General features: G+C 63.4%; 25 protein-coding genes. 9 read left to right on the top strand and 16 right to left on the bottom strand.

Features of this window, described 5'->3' with window-relative positions; all coding sequences use genetic code 11:
* Positions 1-77: 77 nt before the first annotated feature.
* The 7 genes from BLW21_RS09085 to BLW21_RS09055 form a co-directional block, all read right to left on the bottom strand.
* Positions 78-569 carry a YdeI/OmpD-associated family protein gene (locus BLW21_RS09085; RefSeq protein WP_092739197.1) on the bottom strand — a complete coding sequence of 164 codons (492 nt, stop codon included), beginning with the start codon at positions 567-569 and terminating at the stop codon, positions 78-80.
* Positions 566-1663, bottom strand: coding sequence for a glycosyltransferase (locus tag BLW21_RS09080; RefSeq protein WP_092739195.1), 1098 nt, complete (start codon positions 1661-1663; stop codon positions 566-568). Before BLW21_RS09080 ends, BLW21_RS09085 begins: the two co-directional genes overlap by 4 nt.
* A gap of 111 nt (positions 1664-1774) precedes the next feature.
* On the bottom strand, positions 1775-4300 hold the full coding sequence (locus tag BLW21_RS09075; RefSeq protein WP_092739193.1) for a zinc-dependent metalloprotease: 2526 nt from the start codon (positions 4298-4300) through the stop codon (positions 1775-1777).
* A gap of 313 nt (positions 4301-4613) precedes the next feature.
* Positions 4614-5795, bottom strand: a complete 1182-nt coding sequence (locus BLW21_RS09070; RefSeq protein WP_092739191.1) for an esterase/lipase family protein — start codon at positions 5793-5795, stop codon at positions 4614-4616.
* Between the two features lie 155 nt (positions 5796-5950).
* A complete protein-coding gene (locus BLW21_RS09065) occupies positions 5951-6937 on the bottom strand; it encodes a T9SS type A sorting domain-containing protein (RefSeq protein WP_092739189.1) in 987 nt (328 codons plus the stop codon).
* 72 nt (positions 6938-7009) lie between these two features.
* Positions 7010-7888: a rhomboid family intramembrane serine protease gene (locus BLW21_RS09060; RefSeq protein WP_092739187.1), complete on the bottom strand. Its 879-nt coding sequence runs from the start codon at positions 7886-7888 to the stop codon at positions 7010-7012.
* Positions 7889-8032: 144 nt separating this feature from the next.
* The gene (locus BLW21_RS09055; protein WP_092739185.1) at positions 8033-8878 is read right to left on the bottom strand and encodes a hypothetical protein; all 846 of its coding nucleotides are present in this window, start codon (positions 8876-8878) and stop codon (positions 8033-8035) included.
* 235 nt (positions 8879-9113) lie between these two features.
* On the opposite strand from BLW21_RS09055, the gene BLW21_RS09050 reads away from it, so the two are divergent.
* The 5 genes from BLW21_RS09050 (at position 9114) to BLW21_RS09030 (ending at position 12245) form a co-directional block, all read left to right on the top strand.
* Positions 9114-9524 (top strand): hypothetical protein, encoded by a 411-nt coding sequence (locus BLW21_RS09050; protein ID WP_092739183.1) that lies wholly within the window; start codon positions 9114-9116, stop codon positions 9522-9524.
* 46 nt (positions 9525-9570) lie between these two features.
* Positions 9571-9807, top strand: a complete 237-nt coding sequence (locus tag BLW21_RS09045; protein WP_092739181.1) for a hypothetical protein — start codon at positions 9571-9573, stop codon at positions 9805-9807.
* Positions 9808-9935: 128 nt separating this feature from the next.
* Positions 9936-11138 (top strand): serine hydrolase, encoded by a 1203-nt coding sequence (locus tag BLW21_RS09040; RefSeq protein WP_092739179.1) that lies wholly within the window; start codon positions 9936-9938, stop codon positions 11136-11138.
* A gap of 26 nt (positions 11139-11164) precedes the next feature.
* Complete coding sequence (locus BLW21_RS09035; RefSeq protein ID WP_092739177.1) at positions 11165-11566, top strand: hypothetical protein; 402 nt, start codon at positions 11165-11167, stop codon at positions 11564-11566.
* 22 nt (positions 11567-11588) lie between these two features.
* The gene (locus BLW21_RS09030) at positions 11589-12245 is read left to right on the top strand and encodes a M15 family metallopeptidase (protein WP_092739175.1); all 657 of its coding nucleotides are present in this window, start codon (positions 11589-11591) and stop codon (positions 12243-12245) included.
* A gap of 79 nt (positions 12246-12324) precedes the next feature.
* Here BLW21_RS09030 and dinB read toward each other — a convergent pair whose 3' ends face one another.
* The 3 genes from dinB to BLW21_RS09015 form a co-directional block, all read right to left on the bottom strand.
* Positions 12325-13407 (bottom strand): DNA polymerase IV, encoded by a 1083-nt coding sequence (gene dinB, locus BLW21_RS09025; RefSeq protein ID WP_092739173.1) that lies wholly within the window; start codon positions 13405-13407, stop codon positions 12325-12327.
* A gap of 12 nt (positions 13408-13419) precedes the next feature.
* Positions 13420-14040 (bottom strand): hypothetical protein, encoded by a 621-nt coding sequence (locus BLW21_RS09020; RefSeq protein ID WP_139255142.1) that lies wholly within the window; start codon positions 14038-14040, stop codon positions 13420-13422.
* Positions 14041-14206: 166 nt separating this feature from the next.
* A complete protein-coding gene (locus BLW21_RS09015; protein ID WP_092739169.1) occupies positions 14207-15142 on the bottom strand; it encodes a DMT family transporter in 936 nt (311 codons plus the stop codon).
* Between the two features lie 320 nt (positions 15143-15462).
* On the opposite strand from BLW21_RS09015, the gene BLW21_RS09010 reads away from it, so the two are divergent.
* From BLW21_RS09010 to BLW21_RS09000, 3 genes are all read left to right on the top strand, one after another.
* On the top strand, positions 15463-16710 hold the full coding sequence (locus tag BLW21_RS09010) for a replication-associated recombination protein A (RefSeq protein ID WP_092739539.1): 1248 nt from the start codon (positions 15463-15465) through the stop codon (positions 16708-16710).
* 205 nt (positions 16711-16915) lie between these two features.
* The gene (sppA, locus tag BLW21_RS09005; RefSeq protein WP_092739167.1) at positions 16916-18673 is read left to right on the top strand and encodes a signal peptide peptidase SppA; all 1758 of its coding nucleotides are present in this window, start codon (positions 16916-16918) and stop codon (positions 18671-18673) included.
* Between the two features lie 180 nt (positions 18674-18853).
* The gene (locus BLW21_RS09000; protein ID WP_092739165.1) at positions 18854-19672 is read left to right on the top strand and encodes a purine-nucleoside phosphorylase; all 819 of its coding nucleotides are present in this window, start codon (positions 18854-18856) and stop codon (positions 19670-19672) included.
* Positions 19673-19859: 187 nt separating this feature from the next.
* Here the strand turns inward: BLW21_RS09000 and BLW21_RS08995 are convergent, their stop codons facing one another.
* The 6 genes from BLW21_RS08995 to BLW21_RS08970 all read right to left on the bottom strand — a co-directional run bounded on the left by BLW21_RS08995 (position 19860) and on the right by BLW21_RS08970 (position 25218).
* On the bottom strand, positions 19860-20282 hold the full coding sequence (locus BLW21_RS08995; RefSeq protein ID WP_092739163.1) for a hypothetical protein: 423 nt from the start codon (positions 20280-20282) through the stop codon (positions 19860-19862).
* 156 nt (positions 20283-20438) lie between these two features.
* Entirely contained in the window at positions 20439-20858 is a 420-nt protein-coding gene (locus BLW21_RS08990) for a lipocalin/fatty acid-binding family protein (RefSeq protein WP_092739161.1), read from the bottom strand.
* A gap of 67 nt (positions 20859-20925) precedes the next feature.
* Entirely contained in the window at positions 20926-21798 is an 873-nt protein-coding gene (locus BLW21_RS08985; protein ID WP_092739159.1) for a DUF4249 domain-containing protein, read from the bottom strand.
* 6 nt (positions 21799-21804) lie between these two features.
* The gene (locus tag BLW21_RS08980) at positions 21805-24150 is read right to left on the bottom strand and encodes a TonB-dependent receptor (protein WP_092739157.1); all 2346 of its coding nucleotides are present in this window, start codon (positions 24148-24150) and stop codon (positions 21805-21807) included.
* A gap of 151 nt (positions 24151-24301) precedes the next feature.
* Positions 24302-24610, bottom strand: a complete 309-nt coding sequence (trxA, locus tag BLW21_RS08975; RefSeq protein WP_092739155.1) for a thioredoxin — start codon at positions 24608-24610, stop codon at positions 24302-24304.
* A 167-nt stretch (positions 24611-24777) separates the two neighbouring features.
* On the bottom strand, positions 24778-25218 hold the full coding sequence (locus BLW21_RS08970; protein WP_139255141.1) for a hypothetical protein: 441 nt from the start codon (positions 25216-25218) through the stop codon (positions 24778-24780).
* A 373-nt stretch (positions 25219-25591) separates the two neighbouring features.
* On the opposite strand from BLW21_RS08970, the gene BLW21_RS08965 reads away from it, so the two are divergent.
* A complete protein-coding gene (locus BLW21_RS08965) occupies positions 25592-25900 on the top strand; it encodes a restriction endonuclease (RefSeq protein WP_092739151.1) in 309 nt (102 codons plus the stop codon).
* Positions 25901-25969: the final 69 nt, after the last annotated feature.

Here is a 25969-nt window from a genome sequence, read left to right as displayed (position 1 = left end):
AAGAAGCCCCCGCACTCAACCAAGTACGGGGGCTCTTCGTTTTTTGAGCTAACAGCTAACAGCTAACAGCTAACAGCTCAGGTGTTCTTCGTTCTGCGGCCCGATTCGGCCTGCTCCAGAGCCTCTGCAATGCGCTGGTCGCGGGCGTCGGGTTTTTTGGCGCGGCTGATGTGCTGGGCCAGCTGCTTGCGCTGGGTAAAGGGCAAGGCATCGAACTTGGCCTGTAGGCTGGTCCGGTCGAGGGCATGTACCAGTTCGGCGGGCAGCTCCAGGCCGGCGGGGTCGGTGTCGTGCCAAAGCACTACATGCACCATATCAGCCCAGGTTTTGCCGATGGCATTGCGTATTTCCTTGCGTACGCTGAAGCCGTGCTGTTCGCCCATAGGCGTCAGGTTGAGGCGGATGGGAAAGCCGTCGATGCTGCCCTGCACGGGTAGGGAGCCTTTGAGGCCGTATTCGGCCGGCACATCGAAGGGCACAACCACAAACACGCCGTTGTCGGCCCCGTCCATTTCGAGGGGGGCATCAAATTCGTGGCGGCGGGGCGTAGCGGGGGTAGGGGAGGTCATGAAGAAGGTGGAGTGATAGGGGCCACGGGCGGACGGCCCGGCCGGTGGTGTTCGATATGATGCAGCAGCTCGTTGATGGCAGCCGTGTTGGTAACGGAAACAGTGCGCAGGCGCTCGGGCGCCAGCTGGTAGCGCTCGGTCAGCTGGCTGGCCACTTTGGTCGAGGCAGCCAGTACCAGGTCGGCGCGGCGCAGGGCCAGGCGCTCCAGGGCTACGGCCCAGCCGGTTTCGGTGGGCGCGGCGCGCTCGTGGGCCAGGCTATGCACGTGCAGCACCAGGGGCCAGCCCGTCAGCTGCCGGATTTCCATCGCGGCCAGCCAGGTTGGCCAATCTACGGCATAAATCACGGCAAACTGCTTCCCGCAGGCCCAGCTGGTGGCAAAGCGGGCGTACTGAATTACCTGAAAGTTGAGGTTGGCCGCCGTGGCGTCGGGTGGGTTGTGGCCCAGCGCCGCCAGCTCCTGCGCCAGCGTGGCATGCACCTGCATGGGCGGCAATGCGGCCGGCCGCGCCGCGGCATCGTGCGCATCATCAGGGGCCGGCACAGCCGAAGTTGACGGGGCGCTTGGCGGCTGTTCGGTGGTGTTGTGGGCCGCGGCTATAGAAGCATCTTCGGCCGGGCCAGCATAATCGGGCCGGCCGCTAACGGGTGGGGAATCACTTTCGGCAGCTGCCAACGGGTGGGCTGGTTCAGCCGACAACGCGGCTGAACTGCCCGGCGCGGGTGGCCCGGCCGGCGGGGCAGGTGTACCGGGCGTAGCGCCCTGGTAAGGTGCGGCCGGAACCTGCCAGCCAGCCGCCGACAAGCTGCTGCCGATGTAAGGGGCCGCCGGAGCCTGCCAGGCCGCTGGGTTTGTGTTGGGGCGGGCCGTTGCCAGAATGGCCACCAAATCCAGCTCGGCCAGCCCGGTAATGCGCACTGCCCCCTCGGTTGCAGCAAAAGGCGGCTGGGGCTCGTGGGGCAGCAATACCGCTAAACTGGCTAGCGGGGCCAATTGCTGAACCAAGGCCCGGAGCGGCAGCGCAGCCGCTTCCTGGGGGCGGAGCGCTTCATTCCAGCCAAGCAGCAATATGCGGGAAGAAGCAGTAGACATAGGGCAGCAAACTGTCGGGGTAGATACCGGGAGTACGGCAAGGTAGAAAAAAAGGCAATGGGGCTCCAAGCCTCGTGCCTCATTCAACCCCTGGTTTCTGCCTTTTCCAAGTTACTCCACCACTAACCGCCGGCTTTGCGCGCCGCTGCGCACCAGGTACATGCCCGGACGTAGTGGAGCGGGCAGTTCCAGCCGCAGCGGCCCGGCGGGCGGCATGGTCGTGGTCAGCAATACGCGGCCCGTCAGGTCGAGCAGCTGCACCGGCTGGCCGGGGAGCAGGCCAGCTACCGTTACCCGGCCCTCGCGGGTGGGGTTGGGCCAGATCTGCCAGGTTGCGCTACCCGCCGGCACCGTCACCGACCGCACTTCCGAGAGACTGGCGGTGCTGTCGAAATCGAGCTGGCGCAGGCGGTAGTACACCAGTTGCGAACCGTAGCCCGGCAGTTGGTCGTCGTGGAACTCGTAGGTGGCGGCCTGACCGCTGCCGGGCACCCAGGCCCGGCGCCGGAAAGCCGAGCCGTCGGTCGATACTTCTACTGCGAAGCCTGCATTGTTGAGCTCGGTGGCCGTGCGCCAGCGCAGGTGAGCGGCCGTTCCGCGGGCCTCCGCCGCAAAGCTAACCAGCGTGACGGGCAATGGAACCGCCGGGCCACTCAGGGTGATGGTGGCCGTGCTCAGGGCAAAAAACACATTACCAACGGCTTCCACCTTCAGCCGCCCCTTGGTGGTAACCTGGCTGGGCAGGCGCACCGAGGCCGTGCCGTTGTTGAGTACGCTGGCCGCCAGCACCGTCGGAAAGGTCAGGCCTCCGTCGCTGGAAAACAGAATCCGCACGTTGGCGCAGTTCACGGGCGCTTGGTCGGTGCCGAGTACGTCCCAGGTTACGGCGTAGGTGCTGCCCGGGGCGGCCGTGAGGGCCGCGGCCGGGGCCGTTACCCGAAACGGACCGGCGTCGGCCACGCTCATGCGCAGGTTGGCCCCGGCCACGCCGCCACGTTTGTCGCGCACGGTCAGGCGGAAGTTGAGCGGCCGCGCGACCAGCGGCAGGATTTCACCTTCGGAGTTGGAGTTATTCAGTACGGCGCTTAGCTGCGGAAAAGTGCGGCTGGAGCTGGCCACGGGCGCAAAGCTGCGAAACAGCGGCGGCGCGCTGGCATCGGTAGCGGCGCCGGCCAGGCCGGTGGGGTCGCCCAAATCCAGTTGCTCCCAGCTGTAAGTCAGCTGGTCCTGGTCGGCGTCAGAAGCTGAGCCGGTGAGGGTAAAGGGGGTGCCTTTGGGTATAGCGAATGAGCCGGTTGGCACCTGCGCGGTAGGTGCCTGGTTGCCGTTGTTGGTCGTTGTTGTGCCACAGGTAAGCCTGGGGATAATCGCGCTCAGGCTGGCAGCATGAAAGTACACGATGCCGGGCCCCACGTTGTCGGGGGCGCAGCGCGAGTCGTACGACATGATGGTGTTGCCCGCGCCCGGCTCGTAGGCCAGGCTGGCGCTGCGGTTGCCGCCGCTGCAGTTGCCTTTGTCGCCGTTGAAGGTATGGTTGGAGCCCAGCTGGTGGCCGATTTCATGCAGGGTTACTTCGCTGAGAAAACTGCTGCTACTGGCCGTAGAGGCCCCGCCGCCCTTACCCGAAGGGCCCGAAGAAGTCGAGCATACTACCCCAACGTAGGCCACGCCCGAGTAGCCGCCGCTATTATAGCCCAGCACGTGGCCCAGGTCGTAGTTGGCGGCCCCGATGAGGGTGTTGAGCACGCCTGCGTTGGCATTCAGCAGCGTTGTGGGAGAGGTGCCGGTACCGAAGGGGTCGGTGGCAGCGCTGGCAAAAATGAGCTTGTCGTTGTCGGGCACCAGTTGCAGGCGCAGGGCCAATTCCCGCTCGTACACGCCGTTCAGCGAGTTCACCAGCTGCACAATGGCGCTCATGGTGCCGGCCGTGGTACCGCCGCCCAGCCGGCTAACAAACTCGTTGGTGGTAGCCACGGCCAGCCGGAGCGTGCGTAGCTGGCTGCCGTAGGGCGCGGGCGGGGCTGGGGGCGTGTCGCCGGGCCGCTGCTGGGGCGTACCGGGCGGCAGCAGCGCCTGGCAGTCGAAAAGTACGGGTGCCTGGGCGCGGCTTTGATAAAGGGCGGGCGTGGCGGCCGACTCATCGCCCAGAATGCTGCTGACGGCGCCATCGGCCCCGAGCAGTTGGGCGTGCAGGCCGGCGGACGTCCATTCGAGGCGCACGGTGGCAGCGGGCTCGTCGAGCGAGCGGCCGGCGAACGTGCGGATGCGCGGGTAGCGGGCGGCCAGGGCCGGCGCCATAACGGGCACCTGCGTGAGGGTGTAGCGGTGCAGCGTGCCGTCGGGGTGGGGCAGCTCGATGGGTACGGCGGCTTCGGGCCGGGTTTCTAGGGGGGCCAGCGCCAGGCGGGCGGCCAGCTGGGTGGTATCGAGGCGGAACCAGCGGGCGGGCGGGCCAGCTACCGGACCGCGGGCGGCGGCCGGCGCGGCTACCGGCTCCCAGAGCGTGGAAGCCTGCGCTACCGCTGTGGTGGGGTTGGCAGGAGTTGATTGGGCCGCTGCAGGACCCGAATGGCCAATTAGGGCCGCGAAAAACAGGCCGCCAAGCAGCGGCCGAAGCGAAGAAATGGTTGGTTGCATAGGTGCAGGCAGAGGGCGAAGCGGCTCCGTTGGGGAGGCCGCTGTAACAGGTCGTGGCGCTCCAACGCCCGACTACCTGGAATAATGCCCCCGTGCTTTTGCCTTTCTTGCTGCTGCCGCGGTTAGGTGTAATTTCGTATCGGAATCATTAAAAAAGGCGCTTAACTTCTTGCTGACTTGCTACTTAATGGTTGCTGAGTTCAATACAAAATTCGGGCATTAGGCGCTCCAAAGGAACCGACCACCAAGTTGCCAGTACGCTCACTATTCACTATTCACTATTCACTATTCACTATTCACTATTCACTATTCACTAGCCGATCCGTTCGCGCAGGTACTGGTACACCTCGGGGTTGCTGAGCAGGGTGCCGTGGTGGAGCTGCGGATAGATACGGGTGCTGATGAGGCGGCCGGGCGGCGCGGCGCGGTCCTGGAAAATGCGGCCGGCGGCGCTGCCGGCCCCTACCAGCCCGTCGCCAAAGTAGTCGTGCAGGGCCGAGTTAGCCGATTTCAGCAACGAGCCCACCAGCACATGGTAGCGCACGCCCGGCAGCAGCGGCACCACCGTGCGGGGCGGAAACAGGTCGTCGGCGTGGGGGCTCTGCCAATCCTCATCTACGAGCAGGGCGTGGCGCAAATCCTTGATGCCGTTGCTGCGCTGGTCGAGCAGGCCGCTGATGGCGCGGGTGGGCCAGAGGTTGATTTTGCGCAGTACCAGGCTCGTGAAGTGGCTGTTCTGCTCCAGAAACGAGCCGTCGTTGGGTACGCCCAGCAGAAACACGTCGCGCAGCCGGCCCAGCCAGGAGTCGGGGGGCATGGTGCGCTGCTCGCTGCTCGGTTCCGGTTTCTGGGGCGCGGGTTCAGAGGCCCCGTTATCTTCAGCCTGCAGCTTTTCGTTTCCAACCGATTCCTCCCCATAATAGCCCGCCGAGCGAATGAGCAGCCCGCCCATGCTGTGGCCCACCAGCACCAGCTCGCCCACGGCTTCGGGGTAGGTGGCTACCAGCTCGGCCAGCAGCTCGTGGAGGCGGCGGCCATTTTCGGAAATATGCAGGCCCGAGTTGAAGCGCACGTACAGGCAGCATACCTCGGGCACATCCTGCTGCAGGCGGGGGCCGAAGCGCAGGTCGTCGGGCCCGTTGCCGGTTTGCCAGATGATTTCGTCGCCCATCAGCCCGTGCAGAAACACCACCGTCGTGCGTGGCCGGCCGCCAGCGGCGGGGCGCAGGCCCAGGTCGGCCACGGCCACATCGGCGGCGTAGCGACGGAAGCTGAAGCGGATGGCCCGCCGGTCGTGGCGAGCGGCCAGCTGGTCGCCGAAAGCGCCGTTGAGCACGGGCAGCGTGAAGTGCAGGTTGTCCTGGCCGATGCGGTAGAGGGCGCCGGCCCCGTCGAAGGGCGCGCGGGCGGCCCGGCCCACGGCGGCGGCTACCCGCCGCCAGCGCGGGCGCCGGGGCGAAGGGGTGGCGTCGTTTTGGTCGAGCGGTTCGGTCACGGGACGAAAGTAACAAAGGAGGCCGCCGCATACGCCGCGCCGGCGAAGAAGCCCAAGTTACCAGCTTGGCGGTAAATACCCCGGCCATCAAACGCAAAAGCGGGCCCCGGCACTATGCGCCGGGGCCCGCTTTCCATAGAAAAAGGGTTGCCCTTTTATTGAACAACGAGTTTGCGCACCACCGGGCCGGCCGGCGCTTCGAGGCGCAGCAGGTACACGCCGGGTTGCTGGGCGCGTAAATCGACGAGGCGGCCGCGGGCATCGCGGGCCGGGGCCGCGGGCTGGCGCAGCACGAGGCGGCCGGTGGCATCGGTAACGGTGAACGGAGCCGTCGAGAGCGAGGCGTCGGTGAGCGAGGCCAAACTGAACTCGCCGCTGGTGCTGGGGTTGGGGTACACCAGCAGGGCGGCGGCGGCCACCGAGTTGCGGGTGCCGGTTACGGTACCACCCACCAGTTGCACATCATCTACAAAGAGGCGGCTGGTGCTACCTGCCGCCTCGGCCGTGCCGGCAACAAATGCCACCTGCAGCGAATCCGGCGTCTGGGTTGATTGGTAGGTGATGGGCATATCCATGAGCGTGTAGGTGCTCTGTGGGGCCAGCACTTCAATCACCTCGGCTATCGGGCTGAACTGGCGCGTCAGAATGATGCCCGCAATAGCCGAGTCGGCGGCGGCAGCGGGGCCGGTAAGCTTGTACCAGAACTGCAGGCGGGTGGGCCGGCCGGTGTAAGGTACGCCGCCCAATTCCCCGTCTTCCGATATCGAACCCTTCAGCAGCAAGCCGGGCAGGTCGATTTGGTCCTGGGGCCGGCGGGCCAGCATCCGCTGCGGCAGGCCTTTCAGTGCCAGCCGGCGAACGGCGGGGCCGTTGCGCAGGTCTATCGACTGGTTCTGCACCTGCGCCGCGAAGCTGCCGCCGTGCGCGTCGCTGCTTTTGGTAACGGTGCGCGGCAGCAGGATCGGGGGGATATCCTCGCTGGCCAGGGCATCGTCAATAGTTAGCCAGCTGGTTGGCGCTTCTACGCCGTTGCGGTTCGACCAAGTTTCGAAGTTGGCATTGGTTAGGGGAGTGGGGCTCTGGGCCCGGGCCAGCAGCGGTAGGCCTGCGGTGGCCAATAAAAAGAATAAGGTTGTTTTCATGCAACAAGGATGCGGACTAAGGCGAAATGGTTGTCATCAGTTTATTGATAATTGCCTGATTCCGAATGAAAGCTACGGCTCGGGGTAAGCGCCGCCGGTAGCCGCTGGTGGGCGCCGGACCGGCAGCACCGCGCCCAGCGCGGCCCCGGCCAGCAGCCCGCCCACGTGGGCGGCGTTGTCGGTGGTGTGGGCTTCGAGGCCGCCCACCAGGCTGCTCACCATAAAATAGAGCACAAACAGCCCCACGGTATAGCGCTGCTGGCGCGAAAACGCCGCCGGCCGGCGGGCCAGCGAGGCCAGCAGCAACCCGTAGAGGCCGAAAATGGCCCCCGAGGCTCCCACCGAGTTCACGCCCTGGCTGTGCCACCACAGGCTGGCCAGGCTGCCCGCCAACCCGCTCAGCAGATACACGCCCAGCATGCGCCAGCTGCCCACCAGACGCTCGGTCAGCAGCCCCAGAAACACGAGCGTGAGCAGGTTGAGCAGCAGATGCCCGAAGCCGCCGTGCAGAAACATGCTCGTGAGCAGCCGCCAAGGCTGGCCGGGCAGCGTGAGGGGCGAGTAGTTGGAGCCCCAGCGGATAAGGTCGGCGCTGGCGGGCTGCAGCAGGTTGGTGCCCGCCAGGCCCAGCAACAGGTAGGCCACCAGGTTCAGCCAGAGCATCGCCGGGGTGGTCCGGTAGCCCGGCCGAAACCCGAAAATGCCCTGCAGCGTAGCCGCCAGCCCACCATTTTCGGCCGGCTCGGGTGCCGGCGCCAGCGCCCGTGGCTCCGCAGGCCCCGGCCCGGGCAGCAGGCCCCGGCGCTGCAGCTCGCGGCCAGCGGCCTCGCCCACGGCTGCCGGGTAGCGGGCGGCGTGGCGAACCAGATACAGCAGCTCGGCTTCGGTGGAGCCGGCCAGCGGATCGGCCGGATCGGGCAGCGGTAGGGTAGGGTTGGAGGGGTCAGACATGGGCACCACAGGAAGAACACGCCGCCTCACCCCATTGAGCGGGTGCTACGCGGCCCTACGGGCGGCTTCACAAACCCTGCCAGCCCACGCCGCCTGCCAGAGTTGCGGCCTGGGCTGGTGCGGCCTGGGTCGGTGCGGCCCAGTCTACAGGGCTTCGAGCCGGCCCCGGATGGGAGCGGCCTTCTGGTACTGTCCCAGCACTTCGCGGCTGACGCTGACTGCCTCCTGCTGGTCGCGTTCCACATCGGGGTCGAGTAGCGGCACGTCGGCTTCGGCGCGGGCTTTAAGGGCCTGGAGCGAGGAGCGGCGCAGCGCCATACCCCGCTGCATGAGGGCCAGACGGGTGTCCATTTCCGGCGTCAGGTTCTGGTCGTAGGCCATGGCACCCATAAACCAGCTGATGCGCTCCAGGCCGATGCCCGCCTGCCCGGCAAACACACTTGTTACCGAGTCGCCGAGGGCCTGGGCCGTAAGGTAGGCGGCCGTGTTTTCGGCCAGCCAGTAGCGGCGGGCCATACGGGCGTAGCGGCCGGCGGCGGTTGTGTCGGCGCGGTCGGTGGCGGGCAACAGGCGGCGGGTGGTGGCTACCTGTTTGGCCGCTTCCGGCTCGAACGAGGGCAGCGGCCGAATGGTGGTGGCTTCGAGCACGATGGGGGCGGGGGGCTGCCTGACTGCCGTTTTGGCTGGCTGGGGCTGGAAGGCCCACCAAGCCAGGGCCAGCACGGCTAGCAGCCCCAGCCCGCCCAGCAGCCACCGGCTTCCTGCCTGGCTCGGGGGCGCGTCGTCGTGGTCGTACGCAGTCGAAACCGGGGCGGCCGGGCTGTTGGGGAGAGAAGGCGTGGCGGGCACCAGGGCCCCGCGCTGCCGCAGCTCCTGCCGGGCCCGGGTTACTACGCCCGCATCGTAGAGGCTGGGGTTCTCAACCAGGTATTGCAGCTCGGCGGTAGTTTTTTTCTGAAAGGAATCGGGGGCGCTAGGAAAGCCGGACATAGGGTAAGACAGGAGTAAAACAGGCCGTTAAATTGGGGAAAAGCCCGGATTTTCCAACCCGCGGCCGCCAACGCTGCCGCCGTTGTGCCCGTATACTTTACAGAGGCCGGCCAGTTTGCGTAGTGGAAAGACAGGCGCGCCGGGAAAAATATGCCGGCAGTTATTTTGCCCGAAGGCCACATGTCTGGACCAGCCTTACTTCTGTACCAAATCATTTTTCATTTATCCCCATCATATGTCAACCGATTCGAAAAACTCCAGCGAAGAGCTGCAAAACGAACATAACCGTACCCAGCAGCAGGTAGCCAACAACGGCAATAATACCCCGCGCCCCGAAAACGTGGGCGGCGTAAGCGTGCAGCAGCAGGGCGGCAAGTCCCTCACATCGGCCCCTACTCCGGAAGGCGACCATGGTGGCAACCGCGGCGGTACGCACAACGACAGCACCCAGAGTGCCGAAGGCAGCAGCAACCGGGGTGGCCAGCCCGGTGCCGACCAGAAAAACGACGGTGGCGGCGCGGATGCCGAAAACGCCAACCAGACCAAAAATACCACGGCCTACAATACCGAGTACTCCAATGCCCGCTCGGCCCCGAGTTCAGCCAACGACGGTGGCAAAATGGGCGACGCCGACAACCCGGCCTAAACCGGCTCGTAAGGGTGTTTTATAATCAACGCTGATTTCTATTCTGATGAAGGATTCTCCTAAAAAAGACCAGCCCGCCGGAGCCGCCGATATGGTAGCCGACGGAGCAGGGGCCGCCGCCCAGCAGACCGATTCGCAGGCTACCGCCGACGGAAATCCCGAGGCCGGCATTCCCGAAAGTACCCAGGAAGACATGGGTGACGGCGCGGGCATCCGCGGCGGCTACGGCAACAGCGACCAGACCAACGGCCTGGAAGGCGGCCCCCAGACCCCTTCCAAGTAGCCCAGCGGTTTGTGCCGCGAAAACACCCGACCCGCCCCGCGAAACAGCCGTTCGTGGGGCGGGCCGGGTGTTTTTTTGCCTTACCTTCCGTTCGTTTTAGCCCCTTGCCTGCCGTAGTCCGGCCATCTATGCGCTACCTGTTTCTCTGCCTGCTGCTGGCTGCAACCAGCGCGGCCCACGGCCAGAACCCGCTGCCGCGGCTGCTGCGTACCAACCCGGAGCTAGCCGCCGTGGCCCGGCAGGCCGGGGCGCATCGCCTGCAGATTCTGTACACCCAAATCCGGCGCGATAAGCAAGGGCGGCCGCATTTTCGGTCTTACGGTTACCGGCTGCGGCCCGGCGAATACTTCTACCCGGCCAGCGCCATTAAGCTGCCCGCCGCCCTGCTGGCCCTCGAAAAGGTGCACGACCTGCGCCAGAAACAGCCCGAACTGCGCAGCAACTCCCCGTTGCGCATAGCCGCCGCCGGCGGGGGCCAGACTGCCGTGGAGCGCGATACAACCAGCGCTGACGGCCGCGCCAGCTTGGCTCATTACGTGCGTAAAGTCCTGCTGGTAAGCGACAACGATGCCTACAACCGCCTCTATGAATTCGTGGGCCCAGCCGGGCTGCAGCAGGGCCTGCGCCAACACGGCCTGCGCCGCACCGTGCTGCGCCACCGCCTCTCGGTAGGCGACCAGGACCCAGCGGCCTGCCACACCAACCCGCTGGCCCTCTACACCGATACGGCCCTGACCCGGCCGCTGTACGTGCAGCCGGCCGCCTACTTTGGAGGTCGCTGGCCTCCAGGCCAGCGGCGGGGCCGCCTCGTGGGCACGGCCTACCTGGAGGGCCAGCAGAAAATCGATAAACCCTTCGATTTCAGCACCAAAAATGCCACGACCCTAGCCGACTTGCAGCGCAGCCTGCAACTTGTGCTGTTTCCCGAAACTGTGGCGCCCGCCCACCGCCTGCGCCTCGACTCGACGGACCGGCGCCTGCTGCTCGACAACCTGTACCGACTGCCGCGCCAAAGCCGGTTTCCGCGCTATCCCGCGGCCGAATATCCCGATAACTACGGCAAGTTCCTGCTGGCCGGTGGTCCGGCCGGCCCGCTGCCCGCCGGGGTGCGCATCTACAATAAAATCGGCTTGGCCTACGGCTTCCTCATCGACAACGCCTACCTCGTAAACCCCGAAACCGGCGTCGAGTTTATGCTCAGCGCCGTCATCTACGTGAACTCCGACGGGGTGCTCAACGATGATAAATACGACTATGATTCCATCGGTTTTCCATTCCTGCGCCGCCTGGGTGAGGTAGTGTACGAGTACGAAAAAAACCGCCGTAAATAATTTCCGCATTCTGAAACGACCTGCATATGAAGCTTTTTCCGGCCCTGTCGATGCTGTTTTTCTGTGGATTGCTGGCCCTTATTCTGGCTAGCTGCGAATCCAGTAAAGAGCCGAAAATGGAGGACGGCTTCCTGGTTTGCACTATTGCAGACATCGTAGAAAACCCTGCCGACTTCCATCTGAAAAAAGTGAAGGTGCCCGGAGTTTTTACTTACGAATTTGAAAACGTGTGCATCCGCCGCAACTGGCCGAATAGCGCGGATAAAATCTGGCTGGATTTCTCCGGTTCAGTTACCACCCTGAGCCCGGAAATTCTGGTAAGCCTGAAGGAAGAGAAAATAGTCGTAAGCGGCATCTATCACATGGACCAGAAAGGCCACTTGGATAACTACCAGGGTACTATTCAGTGCCTTGGCATCAGCAATTGAACCCTACTGAAAACCAGCCAATATGCTGGTGTTTCAACGCCGCACAACCATGTCGCGCAACCCGTATAAGCTGCCGCTGATCTGCTCCCGGGAGGAGTACCGGGCGCGGGTGGCCACCGACCCCGACCAGCAGCTGGTAGACCTGGCGGATTGGGTACCGGGCCTGGTGCTGGACCTGCGCTACGCCACCGCCAACAACCTGGCGGGCCGGCCGCTGTATACCCGCGCCCAGGCCCTGGCGCGCCGGCCGGTGGCCGTGGCCCTGGCGCGGGTGCAGCACCAGCTGGCCGCGTTCGGGGTGGGGCTGGTAGTGTATGATGCCTACCGACCCTACCACGTTACCCGCGAGTTTTACGAGCTAATCGGCGACGAAGACTTTGCCGCCCCACCCTGGCGGGGCTCGCGCCACAACCGCGGCTGCGCGCTCGATGTGGGGCTGGTGCAGCTCGGCTCCGGCCAAACCCTGCCGTTGCCCACCGATTTCGACGAACTGACCCCCGCCGCCCACGCCCGCTACCCCGCTTTGCCGGCCCACGTGCTCTTCAACCGGAGCCTGCTGCTGGCCGCCATGCGCGGGCAGGGTTTCCGCAACTACCCCGCCGAGTGGTGGCACTTCGACCACCCCCGCTGGCCCGAGTTCGACCTGCTGGATTTGTCGTTTGAGGAGCTGGTAATCTGAGCTTATAGCTGACAGCTATTAGCTGTTAGCCTGCCGTTTGCTTGGCCTCAACGAAAGCTATCAGCTGTCAGCTAATAGCTCAAAGAGACAGTCCCAGCTGCTGGCCTATCTGGTCTTCCTGGCTTTCGAGGGTGGAAAGCGTGATGCCCAGCAGGCGCACGCCCAGCGGCATGGGCAGCAGCGCCAGCAGTAGCTCCCGGGCCAAGCGCTCGGCCTGCTCGCGGTGCTGTAACGGGGCAAACAGCGTGCGGCTCCGGGTAATCTGCTGGAAATCGGCGTACTTGACTTTGAGCGTGAGCGTGCGGCCCCGTACGCCCAGCCGCTCGGCGTGGCCCCAGGTGGTGGCCAGGCAGGGTTGCAGGCGGGCCCACAGGTCGTCGTAGCTCGTCAGGTCGTGCTCGAAGGTGGTTTCGTTGCCGATGGACTTGCGCACCCGGTCGGGGCGCACGGGGCGCGGGTCCTGGGCGCGGGCGATGAGGTAGTAGTGCGAGCCGGCCTTGCCAAAATGCTGGCGCAGAAAGGCCTCCGACTGCTGCCGCAAATCGAGGCCCGAGAAGATGCCGAGCTGGTTGAGCCGCGCCGCCGTGGCCGGCCCGATGCCGTGAAACTCGCCCACCCGCAGCACTTCTACGAACGCGAGCCCCTGCTCGGGCCGGATGACAAACTGTCCGTTCGGCTTGCGGTAATCGGAGGCCAGCTTGGCCAGAAACTTATTGTAGCTGATACCCGCCGAGGCCGTCAGCTGGGTCTGGCGTAGGATTTCGGCCCGGATTTCGCGCGCCACCTGGCTGGCCAGCGCCACGCCTTTCAGGTTCTCGGTTACGTCGAGGTAGGCCTCATCCAACGACAGCGGCTCGATGAGCGGCGTGTACTCGGCAAAAATGGCCCGGATCTGCCGCGACACTTCCTTGTAGACCTCAAACCGCGGCTTCACGAACACCAGCTCGGGGCAGCGCCGCCGCGCCAGCGCCGACGACATGGCCGAGCGCACCCCAAACTGCCGGGCTTCGTAGGAGGCCGCCGCCACCACGCCCCGCTCGCGCGAGCCGCCCACCGCCACCGGCCGCCCCCGCAGCTCGGGTTGGTCGCGTTGCTCCACGGAGGCGTAAAAAGCGTCCATGTCGAGGTGAATAATCTTGCGGGTTTCGGGGGCGGGGTCCACGCGGCAAAGGTACTAGGGCGCCTGCTTGAAATACAGGGTGCCCGGCTGTAACTGCGGCAGCAGCGGCTCCAGCTTCATTTGGCGCCGCCGCTGGTCTACGTTCGGCAGGTCAGCGGTAGGCAGCAGCGAATCAATCTTAAGCCCCGAAGGTCGCATTACCCAGACGTGCTGCGTACCGTAGTTCTGGGGCTGGCCCTGGTAGAGGAGTGCCCGGTCGAGGTAAGTGGCATAATTGGCCGGATAGAGGCCACCGGCTTCATACAGGCCTCGCACCCTAGGCAGGTAGCGCACCTGCACCGAATCGGGGGCGTGTTGCAACAAAAAATACAAGGCTTCCGGCTCAGCCTGGGCCAGTACCAGCCAGCCGTGCTGCCGCTCCAGTTGCCGGAACTGCTGCAGCCGCACCGAGTCGCGCCGGAGCAGCCAGCGGTTGGCCGTGTCGGCCGCCACCGAGCGGAAACCGTGCTGGCGAAACACGGCAAAAATTGTTTGGCGGTCCTGCTGGTCGGCCTGGCGCAACGAATCGAGCGTTGCCGTGAGGGCCGCTGGGGCGTTGCTGCCAACGGAGCGGGTAGGAGCGGGGCTGCAGGCGGCCAGCAGGCCCAGGGAAAGCAAAAGGCAGTATCGAAGCATCAGCGGATGAGGGGTTGGGCTGGTAGAAGGCGACTGGATGGATTATGATGGCTGCTCCTGGCACCCCAGGGCTGAAGCCCTGGGCTAGTCAGCGGCTGAAGGACATGCCTGCTATACGCCACTATACGTCAATAGCCCAGGGCTTCAGCCCCGGGACTCGGGATGGTTAATCCTGCACCGGCTCCAGCGGCGGCACGGCGGCCAGCTGGCTCGGTTTGGGCTTGCGGCTCACCAGAAACACGCCCAGAAAAATTAGCAGGCCCTGGCCGGCCCGCGCCCAGGTGAGCTGGTCTTTGCCCAGCGCCACGGCAATAAGAGTAGCCAGCGCCGGCTGCAGGTAGATGTAGGCTCCCAGCAGGGCGGGCGAGGCGTGCTTGAGGGCCCAGTTGTTGAGCAGGTAGGCCAGAATGGTCACGCACAGCACCATGTAGGCCACCGCCGCCCAGATGCCGGGCGGGAAGTTGGCATAATCGGCCGCCGCGGCCTGCTGCCAGCCCACGGGTACGGCCAGCACCGCGCCCACCAGAAAGATGCGGGCCAGTACCGTGAACGGGTGGTACTTGCGCATGAGCGGCATCACGAGCACCAGGTAAATGCCAAAAGAGGTGGCGTTGAGCAGGATGTACAGGTCGCCGAGCAGCTCGCTGGGGGCGCCGGCCGCCACCGGGCCCCGGCTGAGGATAATGCTGGCCGCCCCCAGCCCCGCCACGCCCACGCCCAGCACCCGGCGCAGCGTCAGTTTCTCGCTCAGCAGCACCGCCGAGGCCAGCACCGTCACTACCGGCGCAATGGTCTGGATAAGCGAGGCGTTGATGGGCGAGGTGAGGTTGAGGCCCGAAAAGAACAGCAACTGGTTCAGGCCAATGCCCAGAATGCCGCAGGCCACGGAGCGCAGGTTATCGGCGCGGCCCACTATCCGGTCGTGGGGCGCGGCCAGGCGGTGGGCAACGGTGAAAAACAGCGTGGCGCCCACAATCCGCAGCAGCACCAGCCCAAACGGGCCCATGTAGCGCGGCATCACGTCTTTGGAAATACTGTAGTTGGCCGCGTAAATCAGGGCTACCACAAACAGGGCCGCGTGGACCTTAACGGAGGTTTTCATTGCTTTTTGAGCTTCAGACCGCAAGCTACAAGCTGCCAGCTCCCGGTTGCGCGTTTGGCAACTGAAATTAAAACCTGCATGGCGGTTCCGGCTGCTATGCTGTAAGCCGCCCGGTCGAGTTGCACTACTCGACCGGTCGGGTAAAACTACCGGTGGTATGCCGGCCGTGGGGTACCCATTTCACAAGTCTCCCGAGCTAAGCTTGTAGCTTGCAGCCTAACGCTTGCAACTCCAAAATGACCGGCTCCCTCTTCGATTCCGACCCCGCACCTGCTGCCCAACCGGCCCGGCCGGGGGCCAACGCCCCGCTGGCCGAGCGCATGCGGCCCCGCACCCTCGATGAGTACGCCGGCCAGCAGCACCTCATTGGGCCCGAGGGCGTGCTGCGGCGCTACCTGAACGCCGGCCGGCTGCCTTCGCTGATATTGTGGGGGCCACCGGGCGTGGGCAAAACCACGCTGGCTAACCTGCTGGCCGGCGAGCTGGGCAAGCCCTTCGCGGCGCTGAGCGCCGTGAATGCGGGCGTGAAAGACGTGCGCGAGGTAATTGAGCGGGCCAAGCGGCAGCCGGGTACCATCCTGTTTATTGATGAAATCCACCGCTTCAGCAAAAGCCAGCAGGATGCGCTGCTCGGGGCCGTGGAGCAGGGCGTGTTTATTCTGATTGGGGCCACCACCGAGAACCCCTCGTTCGAGGTGATTCCGGCCGTGCTCAGCCGCACCCAGGTGTACGTGCTGGAGGCGCTGAGCAAAGACGTGCTCACCGGCCTCGTAAATAAAGCCCTGGCCGAAGACGACGTGCTGAAGCAGAAAAACGTGCGGGTGCAGGACTACGGCGCCCTGCTCACCATCTCGGGCGGCGATGCGCGCAAGCTGCTCAACCTGCTCGATATTGTGGTGGAAGCCACCCGGCCCGACCCGAAAACCGGCGCAATCGTGCTCACCGATGCCGGCGTACAGCAGCTGGCCCAGCAGCACCTGGCCCGCTACGACAAGGGCGGCGAAATGCACTACGATGTCATTTCGGCCTTCATCAAAAGCATCCGCGGCTCCGACCCTAACGCGGCGCTCTACTACCTGGCCGTGATGCTCGAAGGCGGCGAGGATGTGAAGTTCATTGCCCGCCGCCTGCTCATTCTGGCCTCCGAAGACGTGGGCCTGGCCAACCCTAACGCCCTCATTCTGGCCCAGAGCTGCTTTCAGGCCGTTACGGTTATCGGGCTGCCCGAGTCGGATATTATTCTGGGCCAGATGGTGGTGTACCTGGCCACTTCGCCCAAAAGCAACGCCAGCTACAAGGCCATTCGGGCGGCGCGGGCGCTGGTCCGCCAGCAGGGTGTGCAGCCCGTGCCGCTGCCGTTGCGCAACGCGCCCACCAAGCTCATGCAGGAGCTCGATTATGGCAGCCAGTACCAGTACTCGCACGATTTCCCCGGCCACTTCGCCTATCAGGAGTTCCTGCCCGAACCCCTGAGCGGCACCGTGTTCTACCAACCCGCCGACAACCCCGCCGAAACCAAGGCCCGCGAGCGGCTGCGGGCGCTGTGGGGCCAGAAGTACGGCATGTAGCGCAGGCGGAATGGGCTGTAGCGCGAAGCTTCCGCTTCGCGTGTCGTTGAACGATGTCGTTTGGCAGTCAGCAACCATACGCGAAGCGGAAGCTTCGCGCTACAACCCGTTCCACCCCCAAAACGGGCCGTTGGTTGAATAGCCGGCGGCGGGGCAGCAAAGCGCTTACATTTGTTATCATACCTCACCTGCCTAGCTTATTTCCATGCGACAGTTCTTTAAATACGTGCTGGCCACTATAGTCGGCGTCGTCGTCCTCAGCATCGTCAGCACCTTGCTGCTGCTGGCGCTTGTTGCCGGGCTGGCCTCGTCCGACAGAACCATTACCGTGGCCAAAAACTCGGTGCTGGAGCTCAAGCTCGACAAGCCGATTGGTGAGCGGGGCTTCGAGAACCCCTTGGCTAGCTTCACGGGCGGGCAGGCCAGCACGCTGGGCCTGCACGAGCTGAAAACCGCCATCCGCCGCGCCACCAAAGACGATGATATCAAGGGTATCTTTCTGAATATGGAGCTGGTGCAGGGCGGCATGGCCTCACTGGAGGAAATCCGCCACGAGTTGCTGGAGTTCAAGAAAAGCGGCAAGTTCATTGTGAGCTACGCCGATGCGCAGTCGGAGAAAAGCTATTACCTGGCTTCGGTGGCCGACAAGCTCTACCTCAACCCCCAGGGCACGCTCGAATTCAACGGCCTGAGCTCGGAGCCAACCTACTTCAAAGGCTTGTTCGATAAGCTGGGCGTGGACGTGCAGATTTTCCGGGTGGGCACCTACAAGAGCGCCGTCGAGCCCTACTTCCGCACCAACATGTCCGACTCGGCGCGGCTGCAGACTTCGACTTTCCTCAACTCGCTCAACAACGCCATGCTGGCCGATGTGGCCGCCTCGCGCAACATCGCCCCGGCCCGCCTGAAGGTGATTTCGGACTCGATGCTGGTGCACAATGCCGACGACGCCAAGCGCCTGAAACTGGTAACCGACCTGGGCTACTACGACCAGGCCACCGACTACATGAAGGGCAAGCTGGGCCTCAAGAAAGACGCCAAGCTGAGCCTGCTCGACCTAAGCGACTACGCCAAAAACAACGAGGAAGACACCAACAGCAGCAGCAACCGCATTGCCGTGGTGTACGCCGAGGGCGACATCGTAACCGGTAAGGGCGGCAACTCCAGCATCGGCAGCACCCGCTTCGCCGAGGCCATCCGCAAGGCCCGCCTCGACGATAAGGTGAAGGCCGTGGTGCTGCGCATCAACTCGCCCGGCGGCTCCTCGCTGGCTTCCGACATCATTTACCGCGAGGTGATGCTGACCAAGAAAGTGAAGCCCATCATTGCCAGCATGTCGGACGTGGCGGCTTCGGGCGGCTACTTCATTGCCATGGGCTGCGACACGATTGTGGCCCACCCAACCACCATCACGGGCTCGATTGGTGTGTTCGGCGTGCTGCCCAACATCGGGCCGTTCCTGAGCGACAAAATCGGCATCACCACCGACCGCGTGACTACCGGCAGTTTCTCCGACTTCCCCACCATTACCCGCGCCCTCACGCCCTATGAAACCCAGCAGTTTCAGCAGGAAATCAACCGCATCTACGCCGACTTCACCACCAAAGCCGCCGCCGGCCGCAACATGCCCGTCGAGCGTCTGCGCCGGTTTGCCTCGGGCCGGGTCTGGTCGGGCACCGATGCCCAGGCCCGCGGCCTCGTAGACGTAATGGGCTCGATGGACGACGCGCTGCGCATTGCCGCCCGCCGGGCCAAGCTCAAGGAAGGTGACTACCGCATTCAGCAGCTGCCCCGCCAGAAAACCTTCGCCGAGGAAATTTTCAGCTCTTTTGGCGCTGAAGCCCGGATGCGGGCCGTGAAGGAAGAAATGGGCCCGTTTTACCCCATGTACGAGCAGTACAAGAAGCTTTCGGAAATGCGCGGTGCCCAGGCCCGCTTGCCCTTCGAGCTGAACGTGCGGTAGGGTTGTTTTTGGTGGGTGGTGGTTGGTTTTTGGCCCAACTGTCATCCTGAGCTTGCGAAGGACCTTTCACGTTGGAACAACCCGTTGTTCCAACGTGAAAGGTCCTTCGCAAGCTCAGGATGACAGTTTTTTTTCCGGAACTTGCATCCTGTAACAAAAAACTAACCACCAACCACCAGCATGCAAGACCTTCGCGAAGCCACCGCCTACCTTCAGAATACCTTACAGGACTTCCGCCCCGAGGCGGGCATCATCTTGGGCACCGGCCTGGGTGCGCTGGCCAATGAAATCGAGGTGCAGCACCGCTTCAGCTACGCCGATATTCCGCACTTCCCGGTTTCGACGGTGGAAAGCCACGCCGGCGAGCTGCTGGCCGGCACGCTGGCCGGCAAGCGCGTACTGGTAATGCACGGGCGCTTCCACTTTTATGAGGGCTACAGCATGCAGCAGGTGGTGTTTCCGGTGCGCGTGATGAAGCTGCTGGGCATCCGCAACCTGTTTGTGAGCAACGCCAGCGGCGGCCTCAACCCCGATTACGACTACGCCGACCTGATGCTGCTCGAAGACCACATCAACCTGCAGCCTACCAACCCGCTCGTGGGCAAAAACCTCGACGAGCTGGGCCCCCGCTTCCCCGACATGCTCGAGCCCTACGACCTGCGCCTGCTGGCCCTGGCCCAGGAAGCAGCCCGCGACCTCGACCTAACTCCCTACCTGCGCCGCGGCGTGTACGCCAGCCTGCCCGGCCCCATGCTCGAAACGCCCGCCGAGTACCGCTACCTGCGCACCATCGGGGCCGATGCCGTGGGCATGAGTACGGTGCCCGAGGTGATTGCCGCCGTGCATATGGGCCTGCCCGTTCTGGCCGTATCGGTGATAACTGACCTGTGCGCCCCCGGCAAGCTCAAAAAGGTAAACATCGCCGACATCCTGCGCACCGCCGCCATGGCCGAACCCCGCCTCACGGCCCTTATTAAGGCTGTACTGGCCAAGCTGTAAGAAACTGAGGTGTTAGAAACAGCCCGTCATCCGGAGCCCTGCTCCGGATGACGGGCTGTTTTCAGGGCTTACGCAGCGGCTGCTGTTTCAGCCTCAGCAGGGGCGGCATGAGTTATTCAGTGGTTGATACCGCCCCGCGGAAGTTCAGGTGCACGAGTCTTATGTTTGTTCAGTTTTCTGTTCAGACTCACGGCACCTGTTTAAACAGAAAATACTCCTGCGGGCCGGTTTTAGCGGCTCGGGAAAGCCACAACGATTCGGGACTGGTATTTCGCTCTGCCACGCTGTATTCCTGCGGGTCGCCTCTGTGGTCGATGAAGAAGAGCTGGCGGGTTGCGGAATTGATGCTCCAGGTGCCGGCCGTTTCCGAGTTGTCACTGAGCAGGATGCGGCGGTAGCTGCCGTCGGAGCCAAAGCGCAGGGCAAAACGGTCCTTGATGGCGCTGCCCCGCTCGGTCTGGTCGCCGACGCTGTACTCGCTCAGGTACCAGGTAGCAGCCTGGGTGAGCACCTCGGCCGTGAGGGGCTGCTTACAGTCACATTCGTTTTTTTCGCAGCTGCCCAACGTGAGGGCCAGGGCCGCCAGAACCGGAAATAAAAAGCGTTTCATAGATTAAATAAAGAGGTGAGGATACCAGTAGGAGTGGAGTTGGCCGGCCGAAGATTGCAAGACGGAGCGAGGTGCCAAACGGACCGTTTGATGAGCAGCACTCTCACCGGAGAGTGTAGTATAGAGTTTAGTATAAAGGACCGCCTTTTAGCAACTTTACCGCACGATTCTAAATACAAACGACCCCGCCTGACCTGTATTGTTGGAATAATAGAGATACAGGGATTCCGAATTGACCCCTTCCACGTAGAAATCCTGCTGGTCGCCTGTGGGGTCGATAAGGTGGAGCCGGCGGTTATCGGAGCCGGTGAGTTGCCAGGTGCCGACTGTTTCGGAGCTGGTGTTGAGAAGAATGCGGCGGTAGCTGCTGTCGGGGGCGAAGATCAACGCAAACCGGTCCTTTATAGCGTCGGCCTTGGTTGTCTGGCCGGCGGTTTGGTGCTCGCTTAGATACCAGGTGCGTTGGGTGAAGGCGGCCATCGTTATGGCTGGCTGCGGTAACTCTTCGTCGCACTGCGACGCCACCAGGGGCAGGGTCAGCAGGCCAAGTACGGCGGCTCCGGTAGGGTTGCGCATGGCTAAGCAGTGGCAGTTTGGCTTAAAGATCAGCCCGGTTGCCCAAAGGTTGCAACCCTACGCTAGCCTATTTCACAATCACCTGGCGGCGCTGATAGCTGAGTACCGTGAATACGCCCAGGCCGCCCTCCACGGTGTTTTTGATGGCTGAGGGCTGGCCAAAGGGGTTGCCGTTGGCGTTGCGCGCGTCCTGCACTGACTGCAGAAACTGGAAGTAGGGCCGGTCGAGGTGGTAGAGGCTGACAACCAGCGTGTCGTCGCGCTTGAAGTCGTAGCCCGTGCCCAGCGTGTACTCGGTGCCGTTGCTGAGGCGGTCTTCGACGGTGTATTCCACCTCGGGGTTGCTGTTCACGCGGCGCCGATGAATCTGGAAGCGGTAATAGTCGAGCGGCGTTTCGGGGTCTTGAAAGCGCATAAGCACGTAAGCGCGCCGCTCGGCTTCGGGCTTGTCGTTGAACACCCATTCCACGGTATCAATCGGTACCAGCACGGGCACCACGGCCGAGCCGGTTACGCGGCGGCCCTTGGTGTCGGTGAGCTCCAGGCCGAACGTCTGGCCGGGCTGCGCTGCCAGCGTTCGGGGGCCTAAGTGCGTGTAGAGCTTGCCCGTGCGCCTGTCCTGGCCGGGCGCAAACCTAAGCACTTCGCGCCGGCCATCGGGCAGCGTGAGCGTAGCCGTTACATCGGTGGGTACCGAGGGCGTGGGCGCGGCCAGGTATTCCACCGACTCGGTGACGCTGATGCGCGGCAGCTGGCCGTTTTCGAGGTAGGCCTCCACCACCAGCTGCGCCGGATAAGCGGGCAGCTCCACGTCGATGTCTTTCTGCAAGCCGCAGCCCGCCAGCCCGGCGCCACCCAGCAGCAGGCCTGCCAGGCCCGCGGCCCGGAAGCTTCGGCGGCTCGTATCGAATATCCGCGAAATCAGGGTACTGCGTGTCATCCGCGCTTAGAATTTAAAGTTGTAGGTCACCGACGGAATCACCGGGAACAGCGACACCTGCCGGGCCCGGTAGCTGGTCACCTGCTCGGTTTGCTCGTCCTTCACTTGGTCGAAATACACGAAGTAGGGGTTGCGGCGGTTGTAGGCGTTGTACATACTGAAGGTCAGATCCGACTCCGGAAACCAGCGTGTGGGCTTCATCTGCCACACTACGCCCAAATCGAGGCGGTTGTAGGGGGCCAGCCGGTAGGTGTTGCGCTGGGGGTAAATGGGCACGGCCGAGGCGTCGGAACCGTAGATGTCCTGGAACGCAAAGCGGCCCAGCGGCAGGGTAGTGGCTTGGCCCGAACTGAACACAAACGAGCCCGACAGCTTCACTCGCTCCGAAAGGTTATGGATAACCACGGCCGTCAGGTTGTGGCGCCGGTCGTAGTTGGGGTAGAAGGTGTCGCCGTTGTTGATGCCTGAGGTGCCGCGCTGGGGCGGGAAGCGGCGCTTGGTCCAGGCCAGCGTGTAGCCCAGCCAGCCGGTGGTGCGGCCCTGCTTTTTCTCCAGGTAGATTTCGTTGCCATACGCCCAGCCCTTGCCAAACAGGAACTCCGAGTCGAGGTCGGGGTTCACGAACAGCTGGGCGCCGTCCTTGAAATCGATCTGGCGCTGGGCCCACTTATAGTACACTTCGTTGGTGATGAGGTAGCGCCCGTCGCCGAGCAGCCAGCTGACACCGCCGGCCACCTGCTGGCTGCGCTGGGGCTGCACCGATCCGCGCGAGGGGTACCAGATATCGGTGGGCAGCGAGGCGCCCGAGTTGGTCACCAGGTGCACGTACTGGTACATAAGCGCGTAGCTGCCCTTCACCGACACGGTGGGCGACACCGCATAACGGGCCGCCGCCCGCGGCTCCAGCCCCCCGTACTGCTGCCCGCCCGACTGGAACCCCGAGGCCCGCAAACCGGCCTCAAACTGCCACTTCTCCGACGGATTGTACACGTCCGACACGTACACGGCCCCTTCCTGGCCCAGGTAGCTGATGTCGGAGCCCAGGTTGAGGCGGCCGTCGCCGGAGCCGGCCCGTAGCCGGCCGGTGCCAAAGCGGTGGGCCGTGGCCGTGATGCCCACCTTCAGCGCGTGCTGCCCGTTCCCAGGACGGTAGTCCAGGTCGGAGCGCAGGTTTACGTCCTGGATATCGGAGGCCAGGTTGAAGGAAAACTGGTCGAGCTTATTGCTGATTTCGTACTTGTAGCCGGTGTAGGAGGCCGACGTGTTCAGAAACAGCCGCGAATTGAACGCGTGGCTCCAGCGCAGCGCCGCCACCCGGTTGCCCCAGTTGAAGTTGAAATTGAAGCCCTGACCCGAGCCGAAGCTGAACGCGTCGTTGCCCAGGTAGCCGCTCAGAAACAGCTCGTCCTTCTCGCCCAGCTTGTAGTTGGCCTTGGCGTTGAAATCGTAAAAGTAGTAATCGGGAATCGGGTTGAAGTCGGGGTCGTCCTGGTTGAGCTTGTTGATCTGGCGCGTGAACACGTCGAAGTACGTGCGGCGGCCGGCTACCAGAAACGCGCCCTTGCCTTTCTTAATGGGTCCCTCCAGCGTCAGGCGCGACGAAATCAGCCCAATACCACCACTCACCCCAATTTTGTCGGGGTTGCCGGGCCGCAGCTTCACATCGACCACCGACGAAAGCCGGCCGCCGTACTGCGCCGGAAAGCCGCCCTTATATAGGTCTACCGATTGCACGGCGTCGGGGTTGAACACCGAAAACAGCCCGAACAAGTGGCTGGGGTTGTATACCAGCGCATCGTCGAGCAGCACCAGATTCTGGTCGGCCGAGCCGCCGCGCACGAACAGGCCGCTGGTGCCTTCGCCGCCGTTCTGCACGCCGGGTTTAAGCTGCAGGGTTTTCAGAATATCGACCTCGCCGAACAGGGCGGGCAGCAGCTTGGCCTCCTTGGCCGTGAGGCGCTCCACGCTCATCTGGGTGGTTTGCAGCTTGTCTTTGAGCGTGCCGCTGCCCTGCACTACCACCTCACCCAGCTCGTTGCCGGCTTCGCTTAGCTGAAAGCTCTGGCGCTGGTCGCGGGTCAGGTTCAGGTCGCGGGTCAGCGTTTGGTAGCCGATGAAGGATACCAGCAGCTGGTAGCGGCCGGCCGGCAGCTCCAGGCGGTAGGCGCCCGTTGCGTCGGCGGTGGCGCCCAGGCCCAAGGCGGGCACGGCCACCGTGGCGCCGGGCAGCGTTTCGCCGGTGCCGGCCGCTTTCACTAGTCCGCTAAGTGTGTAGCGGGCCTGGGCCAGGGCAACAGCGGGCAGTAGCAGAGAGGCCAGGAAAAAAAGCCCGAAGGCAAATCGTAAATTCATCAAAACTAACGGTGCAGGAGCGCGCAAAGGTACGCCCGCGTTCTGCAAACCCGGCAGTAAGCCGAATGTTGCCGGTGCTTTTCAACCGTACCAAGCGCCATGCAAACAGCCTATTACGCAACGCGCCAATCCGGCAACCAGCCCCTGCTTGCTACTTCAGCGCCCCCTGCACGGCCTGGCTGATTTGGCCGGCCGGCACCACGCCCGCCTGCCGCCATACGGGCTGGCCCTTATGAAACAGAATCAGCGTAGGAATGCTCTGGACCCGGAACTGCTGGGCCACTGCCTGGTTTTTATCCACATCAATTTTGATGACCTTGAGCTTGCCCTGGTACTGGCTGGCTACCTGCTCCAGAATAGGGGCCATGGTTTTACAGGGGCCGCACCAGTCGGCATAAAAATCGACCAGAACCGGCATGCCGGGGCTGTTGATGAGCTCGGAAAACGACTTTTTAGGCATAGCAAGAGCAGTACAAGTTTCAGTCGGCTCAATAATGAGCGGCGCTTATCTGTACGAAGCTGCCCGGCAAAAGTCGCGGCATGGGGGCTATGGTCCGCAAAAAGCCCGGTGTTGTAACACCGGGCTTTAGTTGCTTTACGGAACCAGCGGGTGGGCCCGCTACTTGGTTACTGTTTGCTTATCAGGTTTACGTCGTTGGCCACTTCGGAGAAACTGAAGCTACCGCCCACCACTTTTTTGCCATTTACCAGGCACTCCCAGGTGTAGGCACCGGGCGCAGCCGTACCCGCCTCGCCGGAGGAAGCTTTGAAGTAATCGGCCTCGGTAGCCAGGGATGGGTACACCACGTCGATGCCGTTCTGGCCCTTCTCAATTTCCTTTACCAGCGAGTACGACTTGCCGGTGCGCTGGCTGGTTACTACAAACTTAGCCGAGTAAGCCCCCAACTGCCCGAACTTATCTACCACGCCCAGCTTGGCAAAGCTTTCGGTAGATACCAGCCAGGTTTGGGCCCGGGCCTGCGAGGGTGAAAAAAGGGTGAGCAGCAACAGCAGCGCAGTAGCAGGTAGCAGCCGACCAAGAACAAAATCAACAGTAGAAAGACGCATATAAAGCGGTTAAAGAGTGAAAATGAGTATCAGAGAAAAGGCCGCCTTTGCCGATGAACCGAAGTGAAGCGACTGGCTATTGGTCAGGAATATAGGCAAGGCATAATCAAATATAAATCATATTCGGAACATCTTTATAAGATTATGGCATTTAATTTATTGCAATAGTATTATAAATGGAATAATCGATAGTGAAAGTAAGTTGGCTGGAGCCGGCCTCTGGAAAGCGGGCGTGATTTCCAGCAACCGGAAGTTGGCGGGCGCGGCGGCTCTGCTCTCTTTGGGCGGCAAATGCCGGCGGTAAATTCGTTGAAACTTAGTGGCAGGCTGCGCGTTATTTTTTTTCTGTCCCACCAAGTTTTTCGCTCATTTCATGCCCACTGCTTTCCCCACGTCGGCCGCAGAACCAGCTGGCAACCAGTGCGCGCTGTGCGAGCGGGAAGTGCAGCGGACCTCCCGCCATCACCTCGTACCCCGGGAGGAAGGTGGCCGCCACGGGCCCACCGCCGACCTTTGCCAGCCCTGCCACAGCACTATTCATCTGCTGCTCGACAACAAGGCCCTGGCCCGTCGGTACGCCAGTATTGAGCAGCTGCGCACCGCCCAAGAGCTGCAGAAATACCTGCACTGGATTCGCCGCAGCCGGGTTGAACGCATCAGCAACCGGCGGGGCCGCAGGTAAGGTGGTTGGGAAAACAGAGCACGCTGCGGCCATCTGTAGTACCTTTCGGCTCCCCACTCAGTTCTCCGA

The sequence above is a fragment of the Hymenobacter psychrophilus genome (assembly GCF_900107135.1).
GTDB classification, from domain to species: Bacteria; Bacteroidota; Bacteroidia; order Cytophagales; family Hymenobacteraceae; genus Hymenobacter; species Hymenobacter psychrophilus.
This window is presented reverse-complemented; position numbering and strand designations above follow the sequence as displayed.